This is a genomic window from Streptomyces sp. NPDC057694 (assembly GCF_042799415.1).
In the GTDB taxonomy this organism is placed as follows: Bacteria; Actinomycetota; Actinomycetes; order Streptomycetales; family Streptomycetaceae; genus Streptomyces.
Genome location: NZ_JBHVIX010000015.1, coordinates 186,320 through 210,169, shown reverse-complemented (window position 1 = coordinate 210,169; position 23,850 = coordinate 186,320). Strand labels below are relative to the sequence as shown.

At 70.8% G+C, this 23,850-nt stretch carries 22 protein-coding genes; 12 read left to right on the top strand and 10 right to left on the bottom strand.

Annotation, left to right across the window (positions count from 1 at the left end):
* Positions 1-150: 150 nt before the first annotated feature.
* Positions 151-1,569 carry a DNA repair protein RadA gene (radA, locus tag ACFVDP_RS28775; RefSeq protein WP_383495691.1) on the top strand — a complete coding sequence of 473 codons (1,419 nt, stop codon included), beginning with the start codon at positions 151-153 and terminating at the stop codon, positions 1,567-1,569.
* A 93-nt stretch (positions 1,570-1,662) separates the two neighbouring features.
* Positions 1,663-2,787, top strand: coding sequence for a DNA integrity scanning diadenylate cyclase DisA (disA, locus tag ACFVDP_RS28770; protein ID WP_383495688.1), 1,125 nt, complete (start codon positions 1,663-1,665; stop codon positions 2,785-2,787).
* A 108-nt stretch (positions 2,788-2,895) separates the two neighbouring features.
* Here disA and ACFVDP_RS28765 read toward each other — a convergent pair whose 3' ends face one another.
* Entirely contained in the window at positions 2,896-3,699 is an 804-nt protein-coding gene (locus ACFVDP_RS28765; protein WP_383495685.1) for a hypothetical protein, read from the bottom strand.
* A 188-nt stretch (positions 3,700-3,887) separates the two neighbouring features.
* On the opposite strand from ACFVDP_RS28765, the gene ACFVDP_RS28760 reads away from it, so the two are divergent.
* The 6 genes from ACFVDP_RS28760 (at position 3,888) to cseC (ending at position 9,339) form a co-directional block, all read left to right on the top strand.
* Positions 3,888-4,547 (top strand): phosphatase PAP2 family protein, encoded by a 660-nt coding sequence (locus ACFVDP_RS28760; RefSeq protein WP_383495682.1) that lies wholly within the window; start codon positions 3,888-3,890, stop codon positions 4,545-4,547.
* 151 nt (positions 4,548-4,698) lie between these two features.
* On the top strand, positions 4,699-5,613 hold the full coding sequence (locus ACFVDP_RS28755) for an A/G-specific adenine glycosylase (RefSeq protein ID WP_383495679.1): 915 nt from the start codon (positions 4,699-4,701) through the stop codon (positions 5,611-5,613).
* Between the two features lie 220 nt (positions 5,614-5,833).
* Positions 5,834-6,388: a SigE family RNA polymerase sigma factor gene (locus ACFVDP_RS28750; RefSeq protein ID WP_383495676.1), complete on the top strand. Its 555-nt coding sequence runs from the start codon at positions 5,834-5,836 to the stop codon at positions 6,386-6,388.
* 41 nt (positions 6,389-6,429) lie between these two features.
* Positions 6,430-7,128 (top strand): hypothetical protein, encoded by a 699-nt coding sequence (locus tag ACFVDP_RS28745; protein ID WP_383495673.1) that lies wholly within the window; start codon positions 6,430-6,432, stop codon positions 7,126-7,128.
* Between the two features lie 42 nt (positions 7,129-7,170).
* A complete protein-coding gene (cseB, locus tag ACFVDP_RS28740; protein WP_383495670.1) occupies positions 7,171-7,899 on the top strand; it encodes a two-component system response regulator CseB in 729 nt (242 codons plus the stop codon).
* A 57-nt stretch (positions 7,900-7,956) separates the two neighbouring features.
* Positions 7,957-9,339 (top strand): two-component system sensor histidine kinase CseC, encoded by a 1,383-nt coding sequence (gene cseC, locus ACFVDP_RS28735; RefSeq protein ID WP_383495666.1) that lies wholly within the window; start codon positions 7,957-7,959, stop codon positions 9,337-9,339.
* A 13-nt stretch (positions 9,340-9,352) separates the two neighbouring features.
* Here the strand turns inward: cseC and ACFVDP_RS28730 are convergent, their stop codons facing one another.
* A complete protein-coding gene (locus tag ACFVDP_RS28730) occupies positions 9,353-9,934 on the bottom strand; it encodes a TetR/AcrR family transcriptional regulator (RefSeq protein WP_383495663.1) in 582 nt (193 codons plus the stop codon).
* A gap of 148 nt (positions 9,935-10,082) precedes the next feature.
* Here ACFVDP_RS28730 and ACFVDP_RS28725 point away from each other — a divergent pair, with 148 nt between their 5' ends.
* Positions 10,083-10,838 (top strand): SDR family oxidoreductase, encoded by a 756-nt coding sequence (locus tag ACFVDP_RS28725; protein WP_383495660.1) that lies wholly within the window; start codon positions 10,083-10,085, stop codon positions 10,836-10,838.
* 229 nt (positions 10,839-11,067) lie between these two features.
* On the opposite strand, the gene ACFVDP_RS28720 is transcribed toward ACFVDP_RS28725, so the two are convergent.
* Positions 11,068-12,654 carry an MDR family MFS transporter gene (locus tag ACFVDP_RS28720; RefSeq protein ID WP_383495657.1) on the bottom strand — a complete coding sequence of 529 codons (1,587 nt, stop codon included), beginning with the start codon at positions 12,652-12,654 and terminating at the stop codon, positions 11,068-11,070.
* Positions 12,655-12,802: 148 nt separating this feature from the next.
* On the opposite strand from ACFVDP_RS28720, the gene ACFVDP_RS28715 reads away from it, so the two are divergent.
* Positions 12,803-13,390: a TetR/AcrR family transcriptional regulator gene (locus ACFVDP_RS28715; RefSeq protein WP_383495654.1), complete on the top strand. Its 588-nt coding sequence runs from the start codon at positions 12,803-12,805 to the stop codon at positions 13,388-13,390.
* A gap of 12 nt (positions 13,391-13,402) precedes the next feature.
* Here the strand turns inward: ACFVDP_RS28715 and ACFVDP_RS28710 are convergent, their stop codons facing one another.
* The gene (locus ACFVDP_RS28710) at positions 13,403-14,056 is read right to left on the bottom strand and encodes a M23 family metallopeptidase (RefSeq protein WP_383495651.1); all 654 of its coding nucleotides are present in this window, start codon (positions 14,054-14,056) and stop codon (positions 13,403-13,405) included.
* 430 nt (positions 14,057-14,486) lie between these two features.
* Here ACFVDP_RS28710 and ACFVDP_RS28705 point away from each other — a divergent pair, with 430 nt between their 5' ends.
* Complete coding sequence (locus tag ACFVDP_RS28705) at positions 14,487-17,540, top strand: NACHT domain-containing protein (RefSeq protein ID WP_383495648.1); 3,054 nt, start codon at positions 14,487-14,489, stop codon at positions 17,538-17,540.
* A 77-nt stretch (positions 17,541-17,617) separates the two neighbouring features.
* Here ACFVDP_RS28705 and ACFVDP_RS28700 read toward each other — a convergent pair whose 3' ends face one another.
* Positions 17,618-20,143, bottom strand: coding sequence for an ATP-dependent Clp protease ATP-binding subunit (locus ACFVDP_RS28700; RefSeq protein WP_351461119.1), 2,526 nt, complete (start codon positions 20,141-20,143; stop codon positions 17,618-17,620).
* A 440-nt stretch (positions 20,144-20,583) separates the two neighbouring features.
* On the opposite strand from ACFVDP_RS28700, the gene ACFVDP_RS28695 reads away from it, so the two are divergent.
* Positions 20,584-21,189, top strand: coding sequence for an SCO3374 family protein (locus tag ACFVDP_RS28695; protein ID WP_383495645.1), 606 nt, complete (start codon positions 20,584-20,586; stop codon positions 21,187-21,189).
* On the opposite strand, the gene ACFVDP_RS28690 is transcribed toward ACFVDP_RS28695, so the two are convergent.
* The 5 genes from ACFVDP_RS28690 to ACFVDP_RS28670 form a co-directional block, all read right to left on the bottom strand.
* Positions 21,168-21,503, bottom strand: a complete 336-nt coding sequence (locus ACFVDP_RS28690; RefSeq protein WP_111662722.1) for an Lsr2 family protein — start codon at positions 21,501-21,503, stop codon at positions 21,168-21,170. The genes ACFVDP_RS28695 and ACFVDP_RS28690 overlap by 22 nt on opposite strands.
* A 248-nt stretch (positions 21,504-21,751) precedes the next feature.
* Positions 21,752-22,315 carry an amino-acid N-acetyltransferase gene (locus ACFVDP_RS28685; RefSeq protein ID WP_383495642.1) on the bottom strand — a complete coding sequence of 188 codons (564 nt, stop codon included), beginning with the start codon at positions 22,313-22,315 and terminating at the stop codon, positions 21,752-21,754.
* A gap of 9 nt (positions 22,316-22,324) precedes the next feature.
* The gene (locus ACFVDP_RS28680; RefSeq protein ID WP_383495639.1) at positions 22,325-22,738 is read right to left on the bottom strand and encodes a BlaI/MecI/CopY family transcriptional regulator; all 414 of its coding nucleotides are present in this window, start codon (positions 22,736-22,738) and stop codon (positions 22,325-22,327) included.
* Between the two features lie 126 nt (positions 22,739-22,864).
* Complete coding sequence (locus ACFVDP_RS28675) at positions 22,865-23,035, bottom strand: hypothetical protein (protein ID WP_383495636.1); 171 nt, start codon at positions 23,033-23,035, stop codon at positions 22,865-22,867.
* 13 nt (positions 23,036-23,048) lie between these two features.
* The gene (locus ACFVDP_RS28670; RefSeq protein ID WP_383495740.1) at positions 23,049-23,612 is read right to left on the bottom strand and encodes a hypothetical protein; all 564 of its coding nucleotides are present in this window, start codon (positions 23,610-23,612) and stop codon (positions 23,049-23,051) included.
* Between the last annotated feature and the right edge of the window lie 238 nt (positions 23,613-23,850).

The following is a 23,850-nucleotide window of genomic DNA, read 5'->3' as shown; positions in this document are numbered from 1 at the left end:
ATCCCTCAAAAGAGGACAGGAACACCGGATTCCGGGCTGATGCCGTGGCCAGCACGGCTACGCGGGGCGACCGACGACCGATCGGCGGCCGGTCGGTCGTCGGTCGGGTTGTCGGCCGGGTTGTCAGTGGCGCCCGCTACGGTTTCGCACATGGCTGCCCGTACGAAATCCGCGAACAGCGGCAAGCAACGACCGTCGTACCGCTGCACCGAGTGCGGCTGGCAGACGGCCAAGTGGCTGGGCCGCTGCGCCGAGTGCCAGGCCTGGGGGACGATCGAGGAGTACGGCGCCCCGGCGGTGCGCACGACCGCGCCCGGCCGCGTCACCACCTCCGCCCTGCCCATCGGCGAGGTGGACGGTCGGCAGGCCACGGCCCGCACCACCGGCGTGCCCGAGCTGGACCGGGTGCTCGGCGGCGGTCTGGTGCCCGGCGCGGTGGTGCTGCTCGCGGGCGAGCCCGGCGTCGGCAAGTCCACGCTGCTGCTCGACGTCGCCGCGAAGTCGGCGAGCGAGGAGCACAAGACGCTCTACGTCACGGGTGAGGAGTCGGCGTCCCAGGTGCGGCTGCGCGCGGACCGCATCCACGCCATCGACGACCATCTGTACCTGGCGGCCGAGACGGACCTGTCCGCCGTCCTCGGCCACCTGGACGCGGTGAAGCCCTCGCTGCTGATCCTGGACTCCGTACAGACGGTGGCCTCGCCGGAGATCGACGGGGCGCCGGGCGGCGTCTCCCAGGTCCGCGAGGTGGCCGGGGCGCTGATCCGCGCCTCCAAGGAGCGCGGCATGTCCACGCTCCTCGTGGGCCATGTCACGAAGGAGGGCACCATCGCGGGCCCGCGCCTCCTGGAGCACCTGGTCGACGTCGTCCTGAGCTTCGAGGGCGACCGGCACGCGCGCCTGCGCCTGGTCCGCGGCGTCAAGAACCGGTACGGGACGACGGACGAGGTCGGCTGCTTCGAGCTGCACGACGAGGGCATCACGGGCCTGGCCGACCCGAGCGGCCTGTTCCTGACCCGCCGCGCCGAGCCGGTCCCGGGGACCTGTCTGACGGTCACCCTGGAGGGCCGCCGCCCCCTGGTCGCCGAGGTGCAGGCCCTCACCGTCGACTCGCAGATCCCCTCCCCCCGGCGCACCACCTCCGGCCTGGAGACCTCCCGCGTCTCGATGATGCTGGCGGTGCTCGAACAGCGGGGCAAGATCAGCGCTTTGGGCAAAAGGGACATCTACTCCGCGACGGTCGGCGGTGTGAAGCTCACCGAGCCGGCCGCGGACCTCGCGATCGCGCTGGCGCTGGCCTCCGCGGCGAGCGACACCCCGCTGCCCAAAAATCTGGTGGCGATCGGAGAAGTAGGCCTGGCGGGCGAGGTCAGGCGGGTCACGGGCGTCCAGCGCAGGCTCGCCGAGGCGCACCGGCTCGGCTTCACACATGCCCTCGTACCGGGTGATCCGGGCAAGGTCCCGGCCGGTATGAAGGTCCTGGAAGTCGCCGATATAGGGGACGCCCTGCGGGTGCTGCCGAAGAGCCGTCGCCGAGAGGCCCCACGGGAGACGGAGGACCGCCGGTAGACTTTGCCCAGGTCTCGCCCGTGCGTACGAACGCGACGGACGAAGGCGACGAACCCCAGGGCACCCCAAAAGCCTGCGATCCGGAGGAGTGCAGTGGCAGCCAACGACCGGGCGACAGCTCCCGGCAAGTCCGCCGGGAGTTCCGGTGCGGACGGTCTGATGCGCGCCTCACTGAGCGCCGTGGCGCCCGGTACGGCCCTGCGCGACGGCCTGGAGCGCATCCTCCGCGGCAACACCGGCGGACTCATCGTCCTCGGCTCCGACAAGACGGTCGAGTCGATGTGCACGGGCGGTTTCGTGCTGAACGTGGAGTTCAGCGCCACGCGCCTGCGCGAGCTGTGCAAGCTCGACGGCGGCATCGTGGTCTCCTCCGACCTCAGCAAGATCCTGCGGGCCGGTGTGCAGTTGGTGCCGGACCCGATGATCCCCACCGAGGAGACCGGCACCCGGCACCGCACCGCCGACCGCGTGAGCAAGCAGGTCGGCTTCCCGGTGGTGTCCGTGTCCCAGTCGATGCGGCTGATCGCGCTGTACGTGGACGGGCAGCGCCGGGTCCTGGAGGACTCGGCGGCGATCCTGTCGCGGGCCAACCAGGCCCTCGCGACCCTGGAGCGCTACAAGCTGCGACTCGACGAGGTGGCGGGCACGCTCTCCGCCCTGGAGATCGAGGACCTGGTCACGGTCCGGGACGTCACCGCGGTCGCCCAGCGCCTGGAGATGGTGCGCCGGATCGCCACGGAGATCGCCGAGTACGTGGTGGAGCTGGGCACCGACGGGCGCCTGCTGGCTCTGCAGCTCGACGAGTTGATCGCGGGCGTCGAGCCCGAGCGGGAACTCGTCGTACGGGACTACGTGCCCGAGCCGACCGCCAAGCGCTCCCGCACGGTCGACGAGGCGCTCTCGGAGCTGGACTCGCTGCACCACGGCGAGCTGCTCGAACTGCCCATCGTGGCAAGGGCGCTGGGGTACACGGGGTCGCCCGAGGCGCTGGACTCGGCCGTCTCGCCCCGCGGGTTCCGGCTCCTCGCCAAGGTGCCGCGGCTGCCCGGGGCCATCATCGACCGCCTCGTGGAGCACTTCGGCGGGCTGCAGAAGCTGCTCGCCGCCAGTGTCGACGACCTCCAGACCGTGGACGGGGTCGGGGAGGCGCGGGCGCGCAGCGTGCGCGAGGGGCTTTCGCGCCTTGCGGAGTCTTCGATTCTGGAGCGGTACGTCTAGCTCCGCAGGTCGGGCGGGTCAATCCGGTTCGGGGAGCCTCGTGCGGTTCGTCGCGGGCTTTCGCTGGTACGTGGTTGCTCGCGCAGTTCCCCGCGCCCCTTACGGGGCTCAGTCCGCCTTGAGGACGAACGACGTCTGGTTCTTGGTCAGTTGAGGTGCCTTCACCTCGACCAGGTAGGTGCCCGCCGTCGCCGTGCCGGCCGGCGGTGTCGCGCACTGCGGGGCGCTCGGGCGGCGGTCCCAGGTCAGGGTGTGGGTGACCTGGCCGCCGGCGGGGACGCGCAGCAGCAGTCCCGCGGCGTTGGCGGACGGGCAGTCCTTCGACGACCAGAACTCCTTGTCGCCGTCCGCCTTCGTGATCGTCACGACCGCCGTACGCGGGCCAAGGTCGACCTTGCAGGACGTGTCCGTGGAGTTCTTCGCGGCCAGCTCGATCCGCGGCTTCTCCCCGGGCGCGTACGAGTTGTGGAGGCTGCGCACCGACAGCGTCACGCCGCCCGCCGTGCAGTCGGGCAGCTTGGACCCGGTCGGAACCTGGTCGCCCGACGACGTACCGCCGCCGCTGCCCGCGCCGCCCCCGCCCGCCGAGTCGTCCGAGCCGCCGGAGCCGTCGCCCGACCCGTCACCCGAGCCGTCGCCGGAACCGCTGCCCGACCCGGAGCCGCCCGATGAATCGCGCCCGCCCGGGTGTTGGCTGATCGCGGGGCCGGAACCGGAGGGTCCGGGCGTGATGGACTGCGTCGGGTGCTTGCCGTTCGCACCCCCCGCGCCGTTGTTCCCGCCCCCGCCGCCCAAGTTGACGATCCAGACGATCAGCAGCGCGAGCAACGCCACGATGGACGCCAGAACCACCCTCCGGCGCCAGTAGATGGAGGAGGGGAGCGGCCCGATCGGATTGCGCAGAGATCCCACGGCTCAAACCTTACGAGAGATCGGGCGGTTGTCCGGTGTCCACCCGCCGCACCGGACAGCAAGTTTTCAGGATCATCATCACGCCACGCCCCGCGCGGGCACACGGCGACCCCTGATCTTGCGTCAGGGGCGGACCGCGACCGTCGCCGGATGTAGCGCTCCTCTTGTATTGCATACTGTCCGGCACCATGGGAACCATTGACTCCGATCTCTATCGCGACATCCTTCAGTTCGCCCACGACACGCCTTCGTGGTTCCAGCACCTGATGGAGGTGTGGACCGAACTGGGGCTGCTGCTGTTCGCCGTGCTCTTCGTCGTCGCCTGGTGGCGGGCGCGGCGCGGTGATCCGCGGGCCCTCGCCGTCGCGGTGCTCGCTCCGCTGGGCACCGGCGTCGCCTACGTGATCAGCGAGGTGGCCAAGTCGGGGATCGACGAGGACCGGCCGTGCCGGGCGGTGAGCGGGGCACTGGCGCCGCTGATCGACTGCCCCGCCTACGGAGACTGGTCGTTCCCGTCCAACCACTCCACCATCGCCGCCGCGGCGGCCGTGGGACTCGCGCTGGCCTGGCCGAAGATCGGCTGGCTGACCGTGCCGATGGCGATCATGATGGCGTTCTCCCGGGTCTTCGTGGGCGTGCACTACCCGCACGACGTCGCGGTCGGTCTGCTGCTCGGCACGCTCGTCGCCGTCCTCGTCTCGCGGCTGTGCGCGCCGGCGGGGGCGCGGCTCGTCGGGACGATGCGGGGGTCGGGGAACGGACTTGTGCTCTGGTTCGCGGGACCGGGTCCCGCCAACCGGGCCGCGGGGAACAGCACGGGGTCGCGGCGCGGGGCACATCGCCGCTGATCCTTCGGAACGCCCGGCCGCGCCCAGGGTGTTGCCCCGGCCCACCCCCGCCCACCACGGGCAGCCCGGTAACAAAGCACAGCAGCGGGGTGACGGCCCCGGCGGCGTTCGCTCCGGGGCGGTCTCCATACGTGGCAGGATCGGCAGTGCCATGACTGCGCCCACGAAGACTCCCGAGAACGCACCCGCCGAGCGGACCGATCTTCACGAACCCGTCATCGACTGGTTCTCCGAGCACGCCCGTGACCTGCCCTGGCGCCGCCCAGAAGCGGGCCCGTGGGGCGTGATGGTCAGCGAGTTCATGCTGCAGCAGACCCCGGTGAGCCGGGTCCTGCCGGTCTACGAGCAGTGGCTCGCGCGCTGGCCGCGCCCCGCCGACCTGGCCGAGGAGGCGCCCGGCGAAGCCGTCCGCGCCTGGGGCCGGCTCGGCTATCCGCGCCGCGCCCTGCGGCTGCACGGCGCGGCCGTCGCCATAACGGAACGGCACGGCGGCGACGTACCGACCGCACACGCCCAGCTGCTCGCCCTGCCGGGCATCGGGGAGTACACGGCCGCCGCGGTCGCCTCGTTCGCGTACGGGCAGCGGCACGCGGTGCTCGACACGAACGTGCGGCGGGTCTTCGCCCGCGCCGTGGCCGGCGTGCAGTTCCCGCCGAACGCGACCACCGCCGCCGAGCGGAAGCTGGCCCGCACGCTGCTGCCGGACGAGGACGACACCGCCGCCAAGTGGGCCGCCGCCTCGATGGAGCTGGGCGCGCTCGTGTGCACCGCGAAGAACGAGGAGTGCCACCGGTGCCCGATCGCCGCGCTGTGCGCGTGGCGGCTCGCCGGGAAGCCCGCGCACGAGGGGCCGCCGCGACGCGGACAGACGTACGCGGGGACGGACCGTCAGGTACGGGGCAAGCTGCTCGCCGTGCTGCGGGACGCGGTCGCTCCGGTTCCGCAGGCGGCGCTCGACCGGGTCTGGGACGAGCCGGTGCAGCGGGCCCGGGCGCTGGACGGCCTGGTCAGCGATGGTCTGGTGGAGCCGCTCGCGGGTGGTCTGTACCGGCTTCCGGCGAGCTGAGTCGGGGCTGATTCGGGGCTGAGCCCGGGCCGGGTCCGGTCCGGGCCAGGGGAATCTTCAGGCGATTCTCAGCTCCGTTACAGAACCGATGGGCAGCCGTGCGTTCGCCGAAGGCTGGAACGGACAGTGCCGTGACAACGCCTCCGTAGCTTCTTCCTCAACACCGCACGCGACCAGTGCGGACCACGGGGAGCAAGCGGGAAACGGGAGGCGGTTCATCATGGCGCACGGCGGTGAGGTGCTCGGGTTCGAGGAGTACGTCCGGACGCGGCAGGACGCCCTGCTGCGCAGCGCCCGGCGTCTGGTGCCGGACCCCGTGGACGCCCAGGACCTGTTGCAGACGGCACTCGTGCGGACGTACGGGCGGTGGGACGGCATAGCGGACAAGCGGCTGGCCGACGCCTATCTGCGCCGCGTCATGATCAATACGCGGACCGAGTGGTGGCGGGCCCGGAAGCTGGAGGAGGTCCCGACCGAGCAGCTTCCGGAGTCGATGATCGACGACTCCACCGAGCAGCACGCGGACCGGGCCCTGCTGATGGACGTCATGAAGGTGCTGGCTCCGAAGCAGCGCAGTGTCGTGGTGCTGCGACACTGGGAGCAGATGTCCACAGAGGAGACGGCCGCCGCCCTCGGAATGTCGGCCGGAACCGTGAAGAGCACGCTGCACCGGGCCCTGGCCCGGCTCCGCGAAGAGCTGGAGAACCGGGACCGGGAGGAACTGGTGGCGGGCGCGCTCGACCGTCGTGAGGAGCGGGAGCGTTGCGCGGCCTAGGCATACGTGCCTCTGGGACCGGGACCGGGCTCCGCGGAGCCTTGAGCAGGGTCCTGCACAGAGCTTTTCGAAGGATCTTCAGGGCGGGTAAGGCGGGGAGTCCGGTACTGGCCGGGCTCGCCGCCCTCGGGCTTTTCGCCGGGGCGCTCGTGGCCTGCTCGGCGGGCGGCACCGGTGCCCGTGACGAGGGGCCCGCCCGCACCGACCCGGTCGGCTCGACCGCGCCGGCCGCCACGGTGAGCCCCGAGCCGGACACCGCCGCCGCGTCCCCGTCCCCCGAGCCGACCGCCGCGTCGGTGAACGCGGTGCGGCTGGTGAAGGCCGACCCGAAGGTCAGCGCCGACATCAAGCGCGACCTGAAGCCGTGCGTGGCCAAGGAGTACCCGGTCGACGTGAGCTACGGGAACCTGACCGGCGGTACGTCCAACGACATCGTGGTGAACGTGATGACCTGCGGCGATGCCGTCGGCATCGGCACGTACGTGTATCGCGACGACGACGGCACGTACAAGAATGTCTTCCAGACCGAGGAACCCCCGGTGTACGCGGAGATCGACCGAGGTGATCTCGTGGTCACCAAGCAGGTGTACGAGAAGGGTGACTCGGTCGCCTCTCCGTCGGGCGAGGAGATCCTCACCTACCGCTGGAGCGGCGGCCGCTTCACCGAGGTGGAGCGCACGCACAACGACTACAGCCACGCGGTGGACGGGGAGTCGCCGTCGCCCGCGCAGGACGGCTGACACGGCCGGCCGCCGGCTGGGAACGGAAGGGGAGAGCACCACATGGCTGAGCGCAGGGGTGAGCAGACCCACGTCCTCTTCGTCGAGGACGACGACGTCATCCGCGAGGCCACCCAGCTCGCCCTGGAGCGGGACGGTTTCGTGGTCACCGCGATGCCGGACGGGCTCTCGGGCCTGGAGGCGTTCCGCGCGGACCGGCCCGACATCGCGCTGCTCGACGTCATGGTGCCGGGGCTCGACGGGGTCTCGCTGTGCCGCCGGATCCGGGACGCGTCGACCGTCCCGGTGATCATGCTCTCCGCGCGCGCGGACTCCATCGACGTCGTCCTGGGCCTGGAGGCCGGGGCCGACGACTACGTGACCAAGCCGTTCGACGGGGCGGTGCTCGTGGCCCGGATCAGGGCCGTGCTGCGCCGCTTCGGACATGCGGGCGGTCCGGGGGCGGGCGGCTCCGGCGGCGCGGACGCGGCGGACGCCGGTTCCGGTGCCCTGCTGCACTTCGGCGATCTGGAGATCGACACGGAGGGCATGGAGGTCACGAAGGGCGGCGCGGCGGTGGCGCTGACGCCGACCGAGATGCGGCTGCTCCTGGAGTTCTCCTCGGCGCCCGGCACGGTCCTGTCCCGCGACAAGCTCCTGGAGCGTGTGTGGGACTACGGCTGGGGCGGTGACACCCGCGTCGTCGACGTCCACGTACAGCGGCTGCGCACCAAGATCGGCCAGGACCGGATCGAGACGGTCCGCGGCTTCGGCTACAAACTGAAGGCTTGAGCCGACTCGACGGCACGGACCGGGCACGGCTCGGTGGAACGGGATGGGACAGCAGATATGAGGGGGCCCGCGGACAGGCCCGGGGCGGCGCGGCTGCGGCGGTTGCTGCCGCGACGGCTGCGGCGCAGTCTGCGCAGTGGCGTGCGCTGGAAGATCAGCGTGGCCATCGCGCTGGTCGGCGCGCTCGTGGCGATCGCGCTCAGCCTGGTCGTGCACAACGCGGCGCGGGTCTCGATGCTGGACAACGCCCGGGACGTGCAGGACGAGCGGATCCAGTTCGTGCAGCGCCAGTACGAGGCGCGCGGCGGCAATCTGCCGGTCGGCTTCAGGGTCGACGACCCGGCGCTCCCCGCCGAGCTGCGCGCCAAGGTGCTCGACGGCCGCCGGGCCACCTATGTGTCCGAGCCGTCCGGCGGTGTGCCCGACATCTGGGCCGCGGTTCCGCTGGCGGACGGGGGCGTCCTGTCGGTCCACACCCGGTTCACCGACCGCAGCGCGACCGTGATGAAGGACCTCGACCAGGCGCTGATCATCGGCTCCATCGCGGTCGTCTTCGGCGGCAGCGCGCTCGGGGTCCTCATCGGCGGACAGCTCTCGCGGCGGCTGCGCAAGGCGGCCAGCGCGGCCCGGGACGTCGCCCAGGGGCAGACGCACGTACGGGTGCGGGACGCGATCGGCGGAGTCGTGCGGGACGAGACCGACGATCTCGCGCAGGCCGTGGACGCCATGGCCGACGCGCTCAAGCAGCGCCTGGAGGCCGAGCGCCGGGTCACCGCGGACATCGCGCACGAGCTGCGCACCCCGGTCACCGGGCTGCTCACCGCCGCCGAGCTGCTGCCGCCCGGGCGGCCCAGCGAGCTGGTCAAGGACCGTGCGCAGGCGATGCGCACGCTGGTCGAGGACGTGCTGGAAGTGGCCCGGCTGGACAGTTCGGCGGAGCGGGCCGAACTGCAGGACATCATGCTGGGCGAGTTCGTGAGCCGCCGCGTCGCGGCCCGCGCCTTCGACGGGATCACGGTCAGCGTCATCCACGAGTCCGAGGTGACCACGGATCCGCGCCGCCTGGAGCGCATCCTGTTCAACCTCCTGGCGAACGCCGCCAAGCACGCGCGTCCGCCGATAGAGGTCAGCGTGGAGGGCCGGGTGATCCGGGTCCGCGACCACGGGCCCGGCTTCCCCGAGGACCTGCTGGAGGAGGGGCCCAGTCGCTTCCGCACCGGCGCCGCCGACCGCGCGGGGCACGGGCACGGGCTGGGGCTGACGATCGCCGCGGGGCAGGCCCAGGTGCTCGGCGCCCGCCTCACGTTCCGCAACGTACGCCCGCCGGGGGCGATCCCCGGTACTCCGGCCGAGGGCGCGGTGGCGGTCCTCTGGCTCCCCGAGCACGCCCCGACCAGCACCGGAAGCTTCCCGATGGTGCGGCTGCCCGGCCGGCTCTGAGCTGCGGCGGCCGTCAGCTCCCCTGCGCGATGAGGGAGTCCGCGAGCCGTACGGCCTCCGCCTCGCCCAGCGGGGCGTGCCCGAGCAGGAAGCGGTACCAGAACACCCCGTACACCTGATCCACCATCAGGTCGAGATCACGGTCGGCCGGCAGCTCGCCGCGCTCCCGGCCGCGCTCCAGCACGTCACGCAGTACGGCCCGCCGGGATCCCGTGAACTCCCGCATCAGGTCGGCCAGATGGGGGTCCTGCGCGGCCTCCCGGACGAGGGTGCGCAGCGCCGGGGCGACCGGGGCGCGCTGCGCCCCCGCGAACGTCGCGGCGACCACCGCCCGCAGGTCCTCGCGCAGCGCGCCCGAGTCGGGCACGGGCGCGGCCGCCTCGGCGCGGTCCGTGAGCGCGTCGAGCAGCACCGCCCCCTTCGAGGGCCACCACCGGTACAGCGTCTGTTTGCCGACACCGGCCTCCTTGGCGATGGCGTCCACGCTCACCGCCGCGCCGTCCGCGTCCGCGAGCAGCCGCAGGGCGGCGTCGAGGACGGCGCGGCGCGCCTCTTCGTTGCGCCGGCGTCCGGTGTGGGCTCGCCCAGCATTCATTCGACTCACCTTCTCCTCACGGCAGTTTCTTCTCGCGGCAGGTGAACCTCTTGACGAGACTGCCGGTCTCGTCAATACTCACCTTGTCGAGACTAGCAGTCTCATCAACGATCCGGAGAACGCCGACGAGCACAAGGAAAGGGTCACCATGACCACCGCAACGCCCTCCACCACCCGCACCGACACCGCCGCCCACGTCGTGGTGATGGGCGGCAGCTCCGGCATCGGCGAGGCGACGGCCACCCTGTTCGCCGCGAGCGGCGCCGAGGTGACCATCACCGGCCGCGACCGGGCCAAGCTCGACGAGGCGGCGGCCCGCATCGGCGGCAAGACGGCCACGCACCCCATGGACGCCACCGCCCAGGCCGACATCGACGCCTTCTTCGCCACCACCGCGCCCATCGACCACCTGGTCGTCGCGGTCAGCGGCGCGGCGGGCAGCGGCGCCTTCGCCGAGCTCGACCTCGACGACCTGGCGCACGGTTTCGACGCCAAGTTCTGGCCCCAGCTGCGCATCCTGAAGGCGGCGCTGGGTCACCTCACCGAGCGCGCGTCGGTCACCCTGATCACGGCCGCCTCGGCCCGCGCCGCCTTCCCCGGCACCTCGGGCCTGGCCGCGATCAACGGCGCCCTGGAAGCCATGATCCCGCCGCTCGCCGTCGAGCTCGCCCCGCGCCGGATCAACGCCGTCTCCCCCGGCGTCATCGACACCCCCTGGTGGGGCCGGGTCCCCGAGGAGCAGCGCAAGGAGCTGTTCGCGGGGCTCGCGGCGACGACCCCGGTGGGCCGCGTCGGCCGGCCCGAGGAGGTGGCGCAGGCCATCAACTCCCTTGCCGTGAACGGCTTCATCACGGGCGTGGTGCTGGACTGCACCGGCGGGGCGAACCTGCCGACGGGCCGCTGAACAGCCCCGACAGGGGCGCGGGACTGCATCCATCAGCGGCTCCGCCGCAGGGCGCGAGAAGCCCCGTAAGGGGCGCGGGGAACTGCGCGAGAAGCGGCCACCGGCCGTCAGCCGACAACGCGCCCCCACCGGTCCCCACCCGCACCTGCCCACCCACGCAAAAGCGGCCCCCGAGGCACCAAGGCACCGGGAGCCGCTCAGCGAAACGGACGGTCAGCGAAACGGACGGTCAGACGGACTCCGCCAGCACATCCCCGCTGGGCGCAGCCTGCTGCTGATCGGCGGCCGGCCCGGCCCCCCGCAGCGCGACCTCCTTGATGAACAGGGACGCGATCAGTGCCACGACGGCCACCACGGACCCCAGCAAGAACGCCACATGCGTCCCGGACGACACCGCGAACTCGTACGCCTCGCGCACCGGCGCCGGCAGCTTGGCCAGACTGGCGGCATCCAGCTGGGCCGACTGCTCGGTCACCTTGCCGCCCAGCGCCCCGGCCCGCTCGGCCATGACGTCCGCCACCTTGTTGTTGAACAGCGCGCCCATGATGGCGACGCCGAACGACGAACCCAGCGTCCGGAACAGGGTCGTGGACGAGGACGCGACGCCCATGTCCTTCATCTCGACGCTGTTCTGCGCGACGAGCATGGTGATCTGCATCAGGCAGCCCATACCGGCGCCGAGCACCGCCATGTAGACGCCGGACATGAACCGCGACGTACCGGTGTCCATCTGCGCGAGCAGGAACAGTCCGCCGACCATCAGCACGCTGCCGACGATCGGGAACACCTTGTACCTGCCGGTGTTGGTGGTGACCCGGCCCGCGACCAGCGAGACGACCATCATCGACAGCAGCATCGGCAGGAGCAGCAGCCCGGAGTTGGTCGCGGAGGCGCCCTGCACGGACTGCTGGTACAGCGGCAGGAAGAGCACGGCGCCGAACATCACGAACCCGGTGATGAAGCCGATCACCGACATCAGGGTGAAGTTGCGGCTGCGGAAGATGTGCAGCGGCACGATCGGCTCGGCGGCCTTGGTCTGCGAGAACACGAACCCGACGAGCGCGGCGACACCGAGCCCGATGAGCTCCATGATCACGGCGGAGCCCCAGGCGTACTCACTGCCGCCCCAGGTCGTCACCAGCACGATCGAGACGATGCCGACGGTGAGCAGCGCGGCACCGAGATAGTCGATGGAGCCGCCCGAGCGCTTCTTCGGCAGATGCAGCACCGTGGTGATCATGATCAGTGCGACGGCGCCGATCGGCAGGTTGATGTAGAAGGTCCAGCGCCAGCCGAGGTGGTCGGTGATGGTGCCGCCGACGAGCGGTCCGCCGATCATCGCAAGGGCCATGACGCCGGCCATCATGCCCTGGTACTTGCCGCGCTCGCGGGGCGGTATGAGGTCGCCGATGATGGCCATCACGCCGACCATCAGACCGCCGGCGCCGAGGCCCTGGACGGCCCGGAAGGCGATCAGCTCGGTCATGCCCTGGGCCATGCCGCTGAGCGCGGAGCCGATCAGGAAGATGACGATGGAGGTCAGGAAGGCGCCCTTCCTGCCGTACATGTCACCGACCTTGCCCCAGATGGGCGTGGAGGCGGCGGTGGCGAGCGTGTACGCCGTGACGACCCACGACAGATGCTCGATGCCGCCCAGGTCGCCGACGATCGTCGGCATCGCGGTGCCCACGATCATGTTGTCGAGCATGGCGAGCAGCATGGCGATCATCAGAGCCATCAGCACGACACGCACACTGCGCGGCTGCGGCTGTTTCACCTGCTTCCCGCTGCCCGCCACTTTCTCTGTCTGCGCCATGTCCCCCACACTCCCGCTTACTTGCCGACCGGCTAGTTCCTTACAATGGGGAAGGTAGGACGACAACTAGCCGGTCGTCAAGTAAGTTTTCTCCCAAGAGCCGAGAGCCGAGAGCCGAAGGCCGAGCGCGGGCGAGCAAGGGGCACAGATGGTCACGGGCAGCAGCAAGCCGCAGCAGCGCCGCGGGGACACCCGCCAGCGCATCCAGGACGTGGCCCTCGAACTGATCGCCGAGCAGGGCTACGAGAAGACGTCCCTGCGGGAGATCGCCGAGCGCCTGGGAGTCACCAAGGCGGCGCTGTACTACCACTTCAAGACCAAGGAAGACATCCTCGTCAGCGTCTTCAGCGATCTGATGACCCCGATCGACGAGCTGATCGACTGGGCCAAGGAGCAGCCGCACCCCGTCCCCCTGGAGACGAAGCGGGACATCCTCAGCCGCTACGGCACGGAGCTGCACAAGGCCGCGCCGCTCTTCCGCTTCATGCAGGAGAACCAGGCGCAGATGCGCGAGCTGAGCATCGGCGCGAACTTCAAGGACCGGATGCACGACCTGCTCGCCCAGCTGCTGCCCGAGGACGCCTCGCTGACCGACCGCGTGCGCTGCTTCAGCGCGCTGTTCTCCATGCACGCCGGGATGTTCGTCCTCAGGGACGTCGAAGGCGACCCCGAGGAGAAGCGTCTTGCCATCCTCGAGGTCGCCACGGACCTGGTCACCCAGGCCCACAAGAGCTGAGAGCCCGCCGGGTCAGACGGTCACGCCCTGCGCCTTCAGGAAGGCGACGGGGTTGACCGCGGAGCCGTAGTTCGGCGTCGTGCGGATCTCGAAGTGCAGGTGCGGGCCGCTGGAGTTGCCGGTGCTCCCCGACAGCGCGATGTGCTGGCCCGTCGAGACGGTCTGGCCGACGTGGACGTCGACCCGCGACAGGTGCGCGTACTGGGAGTACGTGCCGTTGCTGTGCTTGATCACGACGGCGTTGCCGTACGCGGGGCCGTCACCGGCGCCGTTGCCGCCGGTCTTGACGACGGTGCCGCCGTGCGCGGCCATGACCGAGGTGCCGGTCGGCACGGCGAAGTCCTGGCCGGAGTGGTGGCCGGTGGCCCACATGCTGCCGCCCTGGGCGTAGCCCGCGGAGAGCGTGTAGTGGGCGACCGGGTCGATCCAGGAGGCGGCCTTCTTGGCGGCGGCCTGCTGCGCGGAGGTGGCGGCCTTGGCCTGGGCGGCGGCCTGGGCCTTGACGGAGGCGGCGGCCCCGCTCGGCAGGGCGGCGGCCTGCCCGTCGGCGGCGACCGCGGCCCCGGCGCCCAGCGCCGCCGTCATTCCGAGACCTGCGGCCACGACGGCGGCACGGCTGCGGAGCTTCGACGTACCGGAACGGAGGGACTGGGTGCGCTGCGACATGGAGTGAGACCTTGCTTCGGGGACGGGGAGACCCGGCGCACCGCTTGGTGGCACCGGGTCGGCCATCCCTGTGTAACCCGCTCCCCCAAGCCCGCCCAAAAGCCCCATCTACTACCCGATCTCGTACAACTGCCACAAAACGTTGATTGCTTGACAGTCGTGGATCATCGCCCGGAATTCGCCCGACTTATCCCTCGATCTCAGGTTTAACCCCTCTTCGCGACCCCACCGCCAGGCCCCACGGCCGCCCCCGCCTCCCCGATCCCAAGAAACGGACAATTCACCCGAACCCATCGACGGTGTAACAACCACCCCACACCCCCGCCGATCTCCTACCGCCCCTAGTACGCCCTTGTGACCCTGTGCGTCATGTCACCGAACGGCAAGATCGAACCCCCGGGGAGTGTGATCGGGGCTACGCTCCCGGGCCATGGATCCCGTCGTGCTCGGCACTCGGCTGGCGTCGAGCGCGCTCGTCCCCGCGCTCCGGAAGCTGATCGTCCAGGAGGGCCCGGGTGCCGGGCTCACCGACCGCCCCGTCCGCCTCTCGGGACTGGTCGCATTCCGCGGCGAGAAGCGCACCGTCACCGCCGACGACCTGCGCCGCCTCGCCCGCCGCCTGGTGACGGCCGCGCTCGACGGTCCGGGCGAGCCGCCGTTCCCCGCCGCCGAGACCGAGGCGGTCGTCCACGCGCTGGCCGACACCCTGCACGCACTCGGCGACCTGGACATGGACGACGTACAGGCCGTGCGGCTCGGCCACACCGCACTGGCCCGCGCACTGCGCCGCGCGGCCCCCGACCCCGGCCTGTCCGCCGACGCGGACCTCTTCCTCGACACGGTCACGGGGTGGGCGTGCGAGCACCTCCTGCAGTTCTTCACGCAGCGGTCGACGTTTGTCCCCCGCACCCTCGTCGAGCAGAGCCGCGGCCAGCACGAACTGCTCGCCAGGACGGACGAGCTGATCCGCCGCACCCCGCCCGCCGACGCCCGGGACACCGCCTTCGAGCGCCGCTATCTCTCCTACGTGGCCGAGCGCCATCGGCACCTGACCATCTACGGCATCGATCTGCGGGACGCGCCCGAGCGCTGGCCGCTGGAGGTGGCGTATCTGAGCCTGGAGGCGACGGCCACCGCACCCACCGGCTCCTTCGACGATCTTCCGGGAGCCGTGGCACCGGCCCGGATCCGCGCCGAGGACGCGTTCGACGACGATCACGACCGGGTGCTGCTGCGCGGCGAGGCGGGCTCCGGCAAGACGACGCTCGTCCAGTGGCTGGCGGTCACCGCGGCGGCCTCGGGGGACCGCATCCCGTTCGTCCTGCCCCTGCGCACCCTCGTCCGCGCCACCGCGCTGCCCGCCCCCGCGGACTTCCTCTCCTCGGTCGGCTGCCCGCTGACCGCGCCCGACGGCTGGGCCGAGCGGGTCCTCGCCGGCGGCCGCGGCCTGGTCCTGGTCGACGGGCTCGACGAGATCCCGGCCGCCGACCGGCACCGCGTCCGCGACTGGCTGACCGCACTGATCGCCGCGTACGCCGGAAACCGCTGGCTGCTCACCTCCCGCCCCACCGCCGTCCGCGCCGACTGGCTCGCCGACGCCGGCTTCCGCGAGGTGCTGCTGCCGCCGATGCGCGGAACCGACGTCGCCACCTTCGTCCACCGCTGGCACACGGCCGCCGACGCGGGCCCGTACGAGACCGCGCTCCTGGACGCGCTGCGCACCAAGCGCGATCTGGCCCGCCTCGCCACCAACCCCCTCATGTGCGGCCTGATCTGCGCGCTGCACCGCGAACGGCGCGGCTATCTGCCCACCGGCCGCAAGGAGTTGTACGACGCGGCCCTGTCGATGCTCCTCACCCGGCGCGACCGGGAACGCGGCATGACCGGTGTCGACCTGGGCGAGGAGGCCCAGCTCGAACTCCTTCAGCACCTCGCGTACGCGCTGATCCTGAGCGGCCGTACGGAGATGAGCCGGTCCGCGGCGCAGACGGCCCTGGAGCGGCGCCTCCCGGCCGTCGCCTCGGCGTCCCCGCTCGGCGACGCGCCGGCGGTCCTCTCCGCCCTCCTGCTCCGCAGCGGTCTGCTCCGCCAACCCGCCGACGGCGTCGTCGACTTCGCGCACCGCACGTTCCAGGACTACCTGGGCGCCCGGCACGCCGTCGAGGAGGGCCTCGCGCTGCCGTTCGTCCAACGCCTCGCCGAGGACCCGCAGGGCGAGGACGCGATCCGCATGGCGGTGGCCCACGCCCGCCCCGGCGAACGCCCGGCGCTGCTCCGAGAGTTGCTCTCCCCCGGCATCCCGCGCCTGACCCTCCTCGCCCTGGCCTGCCTGGAACACGCGACGACCCTCGCTCCCGAGGTGCGGGCGGAGGTGGAGGGTGCGGCGGCCGCCCTGATCCCGCCGCGCACCGTTGCGGACGCGCGGTCCCTGGCCGAGGCGGGCCCCCTGGTCCTGGAGCTGCTGCCGGGCCCGGCGGGGCTGACCGACGAGGAGGCGCACGGGGTGGCGATCACCGCGTCCCTCCTCGGCGCCGCGGAACCCTCCGGCGCCCTCGGCGTCCTGCGCCGCTTCCGCGCACACCCCTCACTCGACGTACGTCGGCAACTGGCCGGCACATGGGGACGGTTCGACCCGGACGAGTACGCGCGGGAGGTGCTGGACCACGTGGACCGGGACGGGCTCATCGTGACCTGCGACTCCCCCGAGCAGTACCCGGCGCTGCGGGCGATGCGCCCCTGGGCCGAGGTGACGTTCCGCGGCGACCACGCACCCGGCGACCTGACCGGTGCGGTCCCCGACCCGGCGGCGGTGACGTATCTCAGCCTGCGCCAGAACACCCTGCTGCACGACGTGCGGGCGCTCACCGGCTTCCACTCGCTCGCCACCGTGTGGCTGGAGGACTGCCCCTACGCGGCGGATCTGAGCCCGCTCGCCGACCTGCCGCTGACCCGCGTCGGGGTCACCGGCTGCCGGGGCGTGGTCACCGGCCTGGACCGGCTGCGCTTCTTGGAACGAATCTCTTTCTACGACGAGGTGCCCGGCACGTCCCTCACCGAGGGCCTCCCGGTCGAGGCACCGCTGAAGTTCCTGTACCTGGGTGATCGGGCGATCAATTGGACCGGTCTGCGCGGCCTCGACCAGTGGCCGACTCTGACCGCCCTCAGCCTCGGCCTGCTCCGGACCGCCCCGACCGCGCACGACTGGGGTCACGTCGCCGGGCTGCCCGCCCTGACCGAGCTGTACCTCGACGCGATCTTCTTCAGCGACCATTTCGCCCCCTCGTTGGCCGCGCTGCCGGAACTCCCCCGCGTCGAAGTGTTACGCCTGGCCTCCTTGAACGGCAGGCAGGACATCAGCGCGCTGCCACCCCGCCTGCCCGGCGTGCGCAAGCTGGTGCTGCAGACGTTCCCCAACACGACGATCCAGGTCGACCACTACGCCCGGCATTTCCCCGACGCCGAGATCGTCCTCGACCAGCGCTGACCTGACCCCGGACACACGAGAAGGGGGCCGGTGCTGAAAAGCACCGGCCCCCTTCTCACAGGCTCACCCCGGAGGGGCTACGCCTCCTTGCTCAGGTTCGGGCCGCCACCGGCAGCCGCGTCCTCGATCGGCGGGACGTCGGGGAGGGCCGACTTCTCCTCACCCCGGAAGGTGAAGGTCTTGTTCTCGCCCTCGCCCTCGGTGTCCACGACCACGATGTGGCCCGGACGCAGCTCGCCGAAGAGGATCTTCTCCGAGAGGGTGTCCTCGACCTCGCGCTGGATCGTGCGCCGCAGCGGCCGCGCGCCCAGCACCGGGTCGTAACCCTTCTTGGAGAGGAGCTCCTTGGCGGACTGGGAGAGCTCGATGCCCATGTCCCGGTCCTTGAGGCGCTCGTCCACCTTGCCGACCATCAGGTCGACGATCTGGAGGATGTCGTCCTGCGTGAGCTGCGGGAAGACGACGACGTCGTCGACACGGTTGAGGAACTCGGGACGGAAGTGCTGCTTGAGCTCGTCCGACACCTTGTTCTTCATGCGCTCGTAGTTGGTCTTCGTGTCACCCGTGGCCGCGAAGCCCAGGTTGAAGCCCTTCGAGATGTCACGGGTTCCAAGGTTGGTCGTCATGATGATGACCGTGTTCTTGAAGTCCACGACACGGCCCTGGGAGTCGGTCAGGCGACCGTCCTCCAGGATCTGCAGCAGCGAGTTGAAGATGTCCGGGTGGGCCTTCTCCACCTCGTCGAAGAGGACGACGGAGAACGGCTTGCGGCGCACCTTCTCGGTCAGCTGGCCGCCCTCTTCGTAGCCCACGTAACCGGGGGGCGAACCGAAGAGACGCGAGACCGTGTGCTTCTCGGAGAACTCCGACATGTCGAGGGAGATCAGCGCGTCCTCGTCACCGAAGAGGAACTCGGCGAGCGCCTTGGACAGCTCCGTCTTACCGACACCGGACGGGCCGGCGAAGATGAACGAACCACCCGGACGCTTCGGGTCCTTCAGACCCGCACGCGTACGACGGATCGCCTTCGAGAGCGCCTTGACGGCGTCCTTCTGGCCGATGACCCGCTTGTGGAGCTCGTCCTCCATGCGCAGCAGACGCGAGGACTCCTCCTCGGTCAGCTTGAAGACCGGGATGCCGGTGGCGGTCGCGAGGACCTCGGCGATCAGCTCGCCGTCGACCTCGGCGACGACGTCCATGTCGCCGGCCTTCCACTCCTTCTCGCGCTTGGCCTTCGCCGCCAGCAGTTGCTTCTCCTTGTCGCGGAGCGAAGCTGCCTTCTCGAAGTCCTGGGAGTCGATGGCCGACTCCTTGTCGCGACGCACGCCCGCGATCTTCTCGTCGAACTCGCGGAGGTCCGGCGGCGCGGTCATCCGGCGGATGCGCATCCGGGAACCGGCCTCGTCGATCAGGTCGATCGCCTTGTCCGGCAGGAAGCGGTCCGAGATGTACCGGTCGGCCAGCGTCGCGGCCTGCACGAGGGCCTCGTCCGTGATCGAGACACGGTGGTGGGCCTCGTAGCGGTCCCGCAGACCCTTGAGGATCTCGATGGTGTGCGGCAGCGACGGCTCCGCGACCTGGATCGGCTGGAAGCGGCGCTCGAGGGCCGCGTCCTTCTCCAGGTGCTTGCGGTACTCGTCGAGCGTGGTGGCACCGATGGTCTGGAGCTCACCGCGGGCCAGCATCGGCTTCAGGATCGAAGCCGCGTCGATGGCGCCCTCGGCGGCACCCGCACCCACGAGCGTGTGCAGCTCGTCGATGAACAGGATGATGTCGCCGCGGGTGCGGATCTCCTTGAGGACCTTCTTCAGGCGCTCCTCGAAGTCACCGCGGTAGCGGGAGCCGGCGACCAGCGCGCCCAGGTCAAGCGTGTAGAGGTGCTTGTCCTTGAGCGTCTCGGGCACCTCGCCCTTGACGATGGCCTGGGCGAGGCCCTCGACGACGGCGGTCTTGCCGACGCCGGGCTCACCGATCAGGACCGGGTTGTTCTTGGTACGGCGCGACAGGACCTGCATGACGCGCTCGATCTCCTTCTCGCGCCCGATGACCGGGTCGAGCTTGGACTCACGAGCGGCCTGCGTCAGGTTGCGGCCGAACTGGTCGAGGACCAGGGACGTCGAGGGCGTGCCCTCGGCAGGCCCGCCGGCGGTGGCGGTCTCCTTGCCCTGGTAGCCGGAGAGCAGCTGGATGACCTGCTGCCGCACCCGGTTGAGATCTGCGCCCAGCTTGACCAGGACCTGGGCGGCGACGCCCTCGCCCTCACGGATCAGGCCGAGCAGGATGTGCTCCGTGCCGATGTAGTTGTGGCCCAGCTGAAGGGCCTCGCGGAGCGACAGCTCCAGGACCTTCTTGGCACGGGGGGTGAAGGGGATGTGACCCGACGGGGCCTGCTGGCCCTGCCCGATGATCTCCTCCACCTGCTGGCGGACCGCCTCGAGCGAAATCCCGAGGCTCTCCAGGGCCTTAGCGGCGACACCCTCGCCCTCGTGGATCAAGCCCAGGAGGATGTGCTCGGTGCCGATGTAGTTGTGGTTGAGCATCCGGGCTTCTTCCTGAGCCAGGACGACAACCCGCCGCGCGCGGTCGGTGAACCTCTCGAACATCGTTAATCGCTCCTCAGAGCGGTCAGGCAGTAAGGGGTCGGTCCCCTCCCTGTCCTTCCGCAGCTTAGTCCCGCAAGCGGGGACCGCTCATTCCAACTGCCGACACCCGGCCTTCTTACCGGGGGATCTCCTGCCCCGAACGCCGACATCCTCTCCAACCCGATGGTGCGAGACGATGTTCCCGCAGGCCAAGCGGATAGCCACACCGCCACTACGCCGATGGCGAACGCGGGCTGCCGTGGCCGAGCGTGTCGCCGCTCCCACTAGGGATGTCTTACCCGCAGGGACTGACACTCCATGCGGCGCGCGCCGGTTCCCTCCGCTACGGGCGAACATCCTTGCCCCGCCGAACACCCCTATACGCCCCCATTTCGGATACAGAGCGCGTTCAACCAACGACGCTGCGTAACCTGCGGGTGCTCCCGGCGGTTGCTCCTGGCATGGTCGCCCCCTTCCCCGCCCCGCGCCGGCCGCTCGACGCCGCTGCCCCGGACCAGTGGGTCCGGCAGTGGTACGAGGACGAGCTGGGCTGGGCCACGACGGACGGCCCCGACGGCGTGCGGCTGACCACGGGGCTGCGCTTCGACGTACTGGAGATTCCGGCCGACGCCGGCTTCCGGATGCTGCGCAGGTGCGATCCCCGGTCACCGGTGGCGTTGAACGGGGAGACGATGCAGCTTCTGGTGGCCGCCGGCAGCGCGGACGAAGTGCCGGGGCTGCTCGACTGGCTGGAGTGGGGGGATCTGCCCCTGGACCTCGTCGCCGTCGGGGCGGGCGGATTCATCGACGCGCCGATGCCGCCGGGCCGGACCGGCTCGCAGGAGGCCGCGGTGTGGGTGCGGCCCCCGGAGCCCGGACGCGAGGTGGAGCAGGTGCTGCCGGCCCTGACGAGCCTGTCGGCCGTCTCGACCTGGTCGGTCGCAGGGGGCGGTGGGGGCGCCCCCGATCTCGTACGACTCGTGGACACAGCGGCGACCCACTGTCAGCGGGCCCGGCTGCGCCGCGCACTGCACGTACCGAGGCGTCAGCCGTTGGCCTTCTCGTAGGCCTCACGGATGGAGGCGGGGACACGGCCGCGGTCGTTGACCTCGTAGCCGTTGTCCTTCGCCCACGCGCGGATCTGCGCGGTGTCCTGGTTGCCACCGGACGCGGCGCGCGCCTTGCCCCGACCGCCGGCGGCGCGGCCACCGGTGCGACGGCCACCCTTGACGTACGCGTCGAGGAGACCGCGGAGCTTGTCCGCGTTCGCGGTGGTGAGGTCGATCTCGTACGTCTTGCCGTCGAGCGCGAACGTCACGGTCTCGTCCGCCTCGCCGCCGTCGAGGTCATCGACAAGAAGGACCTGAACCTTCTGTGCCACCGGATTTCCTTTCATCGATATCTGAAGGGCCGACCCTGCGACCACGGCCGCTGTTTCGCCGTCCCCTTGTTATATGCAGTACTGCAGTACGTCGGAAAGCAAACCGCTTTTGCCGGAAAAACACAAACCCCTGGCTGAGATCCGGGAGAGATCCAGGAGTTGAAGCTGCCCAGCGGGACCGAAAACATGCGCGTTTCGGACATAGGGCCCGGGCTGTTGCTGCTTGCCGGAATATCGGTCCGCGACGATCACAGATGCAGAAGCATCCGGCTGTTACCCAAGGTGTTCGGTTTCACTCGTTCGAGACCGAGGAACTCCGCGACGCCCTCGTCATAGGAACGCAGCAGCTCACTGTAGACATCGGTGTCGACCGTATCGACGGGAGTCTCACCGATCTCCACGAAGCCGTGCTTCGCGAAGAACTCGACTTCGAAGGTGAGGCAGAAAACCCGGCGAACACCGATCCAGCGCGCGGTCTGCAGGAGCTTCTCCAGGACCTGATGACCCACGCCCGAGCCCTTGACCAGTGGATTCACCGCGAGAGTGCGGACTTCGGCCAGGTCTTCCCACATGATGTGGAGGGCTCCGCAGCCGACGACCTCGGCGTTGTCGTCGCGTTCGGCGACCCAGAACTCCTGGATGTCCTCGTAAAGCGTCACCGTGGCTTTGTCGAGCAGGATCCCCTGGCGGCTGTAGGCGTCGAGGAGTCGGCGGACCTCCGGCACATCGGCGGTGCGTGCCCGGCGTACGGTGACGGCTTTAGGGGTGGAGGATTCGGGGCCCGGGGCGACTTCGGGGAGCTCTGCTGGCATGTCCGGACGCTATCGCCCGCGCTCCTGGACCGCTTCTCCGGGTGGCGGGACTTCGACCGCGGCTTCGGGCTGCACGATGCGCATCGCGTCCCTGAGCGCTTCGCGCTGGCGCGGCGACATCATGCCGAAGAAGGCGACGAGCGCGGCGGCGGGGTTGTCGCTCTGCGCCCACGCGTCGTTCATCAGCGCGGCCGAGTACGCGGCCCGGGTGGAGACCGCCTCATATCGATAAGCCCGGCCCTCCGCTTCCCGGCGGACCCAGCCCTTCTGATGGAGATTGTCCAATACGGTCATGACGGTCGTGTAGGCGATGGACCGTTCCTGCTGGAGGTCCTCCAGCACTTCTCTCACCGTCACCGGGCGGTTCCAGTTCCACACCCGCGTCATGACCGTGTCTTCGAGTTCTCCCAAGGGGCGCGGCACGAAGAGCACAATAGTGGGAGAAGTCGGGAATTCGGCGTCGGACGTGGCGAGGGATCTCGAACTGCGTCGATCAATGCCAAAAGGGGCGCCCACCGGGGCGCCCCTGTCCAGGGCCGGAGTGTGCGGTCAGCCGGCTTCGGGCTGCCGGGCGGCCTCGGCGCGCGCGAGGGCGGCGTCGACGGCCGCGTCCTCCTTGGCCTTCCTGTCGCCACCCTGCGACTTCACGATCGTCGTGATCAGGCCGATGAAGAACGCGGCCATCACTACCGGGGGCACGAGCGCGGAAACGTATTCCATGCCCCCAGAGTAACTAGCCCGCGGCCCACTGCTGCGGCGGGGCCGGGGGCTGGACGGGGCGGCGCTTGGGCGGGAAGACCTCGGCCGGGGTCGGCATGGGCCGCTCCGGGGTCGAGGGCCGCGGTCCGGCGGGCCGGTCGGCCGCCGAGAGGCCGCCGGGCAGGGCCAGCAGGTGCGCGCGGGAGGACGGGACGCGCGGGCGGTGCCGTGCCTCCAGGCGGGCGCGCACCGCGCGCTCGGCCAGGGTCCGGCAGCGGTCGAGCAGGGCCGCCGCGGTGGCGTTTCCGCGCAGGGCGCGCAGGGCCGCGAGGTCGTCGGCGCCGGGCTGGTGGCCCGCCGCCAGGGCGTCCTGGAGCAGGCTCAGATAGCCGGTGACGGTGCCGGGCAGGGCGGCCCGGTAGCGGTCGAGGTCGGCGAGCAGGAACTCCCGCATGCGGGCGCTCTCGCGCGTGGCCTCGTCGACCGATTCCGCGAGCCGGAGACAGTCCCGGACGTCCGTGTCCGAGGCGGGGCTGGGGTGGAGGGCGAGGGCGAGGGCGCGTCGGAGCACACGCAGCTCTTCTGCGCCGAACGCCATACCGCCGCGGTTTCCGTAGGGCGTGGGCATGGGGTGACGGTACGGCTTATTACGGGCAAATCGGGTTAACCGGCAATTCTCCGGCGCGCCTTCGCTCCGCTCGGGGCGGGGGGGGTGCGTCGTCGGGTGCGGCTCGCGTCGTGGCTGGTCGCGCCCCGCAGCGGAGCCGCTGATGGACACGGCCCCGGGGGGCGGGGGAAGGGGGAAGAGCGCCGCCCCAGGAGATGCGGACGCAGCG